We start from the raw sequence: 3,716 nt of genomic DNA, 5'->3' as shown, positions 1-3,716 counted from the left end.
CCGGACAATACTATTTTTAGACCAGATATTATACCTATTCTTTCTTATAATTAATTTGAAATCCTCACAAAAAATTACGATTTTTGCATCCTCAAAATACAGTATGTCAGATTTAATCAAAGAAATCCAAAAAAGAAAAACCTTCGGGATTATCTCCCACCCCGATGCCGGAAAAACTACCCTTACAGAAAAGCTTCTTCTTTTCGGGGGTGCGATTCAGGAGGCAGGTGCGGTAAAATCCAACAAAATAAAAAAAGGAGCAACTTCCGACTTTATGGAAATCGAAAGACAGAGAGGGATCTCTGTAGCAACTTCCGTATTGGCATTTGAATATAAAGATCATAAAATCAATATCCTTGACACCCCGGGACACAAAGACTTTGCTGAAGATACTTACAGAACTTTAACGGCGGTAGATTCCGTAATTGTTGTGATTGACGTTGCAAAAGGGGTCGAAGAGCAAACCGAAAAACTGGTACAGGTTTGTAGAATGAGAAACATCCCTATGCTTGTTTTCATTAATAAGCTGGACCGTGAAGGCAAGGATGCTTTCGATCTATTAGATGAAGTGGAACAGAAACTTGGTCTTCGTGTAGTTCCTCTTTCATTACCTATCGGTATGGGAAGCGATTTTCAGGGGATCTATAATATCTGGGAAAACAATATCCAGTTATTCTTAGAAGAAAAGAAACAAAAAGTTGGAGAAACGATCCAATTCAATGACATCAATGATGCATCTATAGATGAAGTAATCGGCACCAAAGCTGCTCAAAACTTACGTGAGGAATTAGAACTGATAGAATCCGTTTATCCTGAATTCAACCGTAAGGATTATATGAAAGGAGAATTACAACCTGTGTTTTTCGGTTCTGCTTTAAATAACTTTGGAGTTCGTGAATTATTGGATGCTTTTATTGAAATTGCTCCAATGCCTCAGCCTAAAGAAAGTGATATCCGTCTGGTAAAGCCTGAAGAAAGCAATTTTACAGGTTTTGTTTTCAAAATCCATGCTAATATGGACCCTAAACACAGAGATAGGTTAGCTTTCGTAAAAATCGTATCCGGAACTTTTAAAAGAAATGAAAATTACCTGTTGGTAAGAGAAAATAAAAAGGTGAAATTTTCTTCTCCCAATGCATTCTTTGCTGATAAAAAAGAAGTTGTGGACGAAAGTTTTCCGGGTGATATCGTAGGTCTGCATGATACTGGAAATTTCAGAATCGGAGATACTCTAACAGGTGGTGAAAAACTTAACTTCAAAGGCATTCCAAGCTTCTCTCCTGAACATTTCCGTTATATTAATAATGATGATCCATTAAAAGCTAAACAATTGGCTAAAGGTATTGACCAGCTTATGGATGAGGGTGTTGCACAGCTATTCACCCTTGAAATGAACAACAGAAAAATTATTGGAACTGTGGGTGCTCTTCAGTATGAGGTTATTCAATACCGTTTAGAGCATGAATATGGAGCAAAATGTACATACGAAACTCTTTCCATGCATAAGGCTTGTTGGGTGGAAGCTGATGAGAAATCGGAAGAATTTAAAGAATTTGCAAGATTAAAGCAGAGATTCTTAGCGAGAGATAAATATAACCAACTTGTATTTTTGGCTGACTCGTCATTTACCATTCATATGACACAGGAAAAATTCCCAAATGTAAAGCTCCATTTCATTAGTGAATTTAACAATCACGAAATCTAGAAATTATAATACAAAAAAACGTTCAAATTTTATTTGAACGTTTTTTTGTATTAATTAAACAATCATTAGTCTTACTTACTAATAATTAATTTTTTTGACAATTTTCTACCATCTTTATCTATCTCAATAAAGTAAACGCCTGCCACAAGAGATGATAAATCAATTTTCTTTTCTATTCTTCCTCCTTTGCTACTTATTCTCTGAGGCATATCTATTCTTCTACCATCAACTGTATATACAGTATATGAAATATCATTTTTAGATTGAGTTTTTATTGTAAATATTCCTTTTGAAGGATTCGGGTAAATTATTATTGATTCTCCTTCTTTTTCCACTTCATCTGTCATTAAATATGAATTATTTATCGTAAAATCCTTTGCATTAACATTTAAAAACACATTATCTACAGCTTTAACCATAATTCTAGCTTTTGAAGTCTGATCTATATTCGCTGGAACGGTAAATGAATAAGAGCCATTATTAGGAACACTTTCTGCCAGAGTATAGGGAAAAGTATTTCCTCCATCTGTAGAAAGCAAGATCATTACATTCGCTGTATTTACCGGAGCTGCATTAGTATTGGCAACATCCCAAGAAATCGTTTTTATTTCCCCCGCATTCCAAATTACTCCCTGTGTATTTTGAGATGTTACCAGAAAAGGACCCGCTGATGAAGATACTGTGAGTTTCACAACATCGCTGCTAGTTCTCCCTCCCATATGATTATTGTCTCTTACCAATAGAGCAAAGTTTAGGGTTCTGTCAACAGATGGCAATTTCTCCCAGGCTCTGTAATTCCCTGGATCTAAAATAGAAGGATCATACCCTTCAACAATAGTGGATAATTTTGGAAAATATCTTGTAGGAGAAGTAGTCCCCCATATTGATCTGAACAGAGGCCCTACAGAATTGGTAGATCTCGGAGGCATCTGTCCTACTCCTGTATCAATTTGATCCCAAGTGTAGGTAATTGCATCTCCATCAGGATCTGAACCAACTCCCGTCAATGCAAAAGGGGTTTCCTTAGGAATTACTTTGTCTTGTCCTGCATTAGCCAGAGGAGCTCTATTGCCTGTACTGCTAGTTGTTCCACAGGTGATTGTATCCATTATTTTTGAATTCATTTGCTGAATACTTATGGTATTAAAATAAGCATCCCCCTGAAGTTGTACATTGGGAGCACAAATTCCTGCGTATCCCATAATAGTACTTCCACTTCCTGGTTCTACATCAGTTGTATCCTCCCTTTGACAATCATTATTCTGAGTATGGAATGCTCCAAACTGATGACCTATTTCATGAGACACCATACCTGCTGCAAAAGGATCACCAACCGGATCTATCATCCCCATTGCTCCTTCTCCTTTTTCATCATCACACGCCTTCGAAAGAGATATTCCTGCTTGCTGCAAAGTATTAAAAGAATGGAAAAATAATTCTGTCAGATCATAGTTTTCCGCACCAATAATACTATCAGTAACGGAGAGATTTGTAGTTGCTAAATCAAGAAGACCAAAATAAAAATCAAGCGGGACATCAGTATCAGTTTGCCCAAAAGGATCACTATCAACAAAGAATAATTGATCTGTATTAGCTGCTAACTGAAAAGTAACTGAAAGATCATTTTCATATATTTCGTTAACTCGGGCAATCACTAAATTGACTGCTGCCAACACGGCTGCTTTCTTCTGAGCAACAGTTCCACCAGATAATCCAGCCTGTTGAGCAATATAATCAGTATATCCCTTAGTAGTGGAAATAGCTATTCTATACTTTCTAAGCAAACCATCATTCGCCTGTTTTCCTTTATAAGTATTATAATCTCCAACGGCAGGTTTAGGTAATTCATTATTAAATAAGCATTCAAATGTACCTAAAGATTGGGCATCTTTACTATTATAAACGATATACATATTATTGTCCTTAGAATAAGAATCTATATAATATATGCCTTTATTATTTCTAACAACCGCATTCAATCCAAAATAAGGATCATAAGTAAATCTAATTT

General features: G+C 35.8%; 2 protein-coding genes. One reads left to right on the top strand and one right to left on the bottom strand.

Annotation, left to right across the window (positions count from 1 at the left end):
- Positions 1-103 precede the first annotated feature (103 nt).
- Entirely contained in the window at positions 104-1,705 is a 1,602-nt protein-coding gene (locus Q0A18_RS16240) for a peptide chain release factor 3 (RefSeq protein ID WP_292011214.1), read from the top strand.
- A 71-nt stretch (positions 1,706-1,776) separates the two neighbouring features.
- Here Q0A18_RS16240 and Q0A18_RS16235 read toward each other — a convergent pair.
- A partial coding sequence (locus Q0A18_RS16235) for a reprolysin-like metallopeptidase (protein WP_292011213.1) occupies positions 1,777-3,716 on the bottom strand: 1,940 nt, incomplete at its 5' end.

Source organism: Chryseobacterium sp., assembly GCF_022712095.1.
Classification (GTDB): domain Bacteria; phylum Bacteroidota; class Bacteroidia; order Flavobacteriales; family Weeksellaceae; genus Chryseobacterium.
This window is presented reverse-complemented; position numbering and strand designations above follow the sequence as displayed.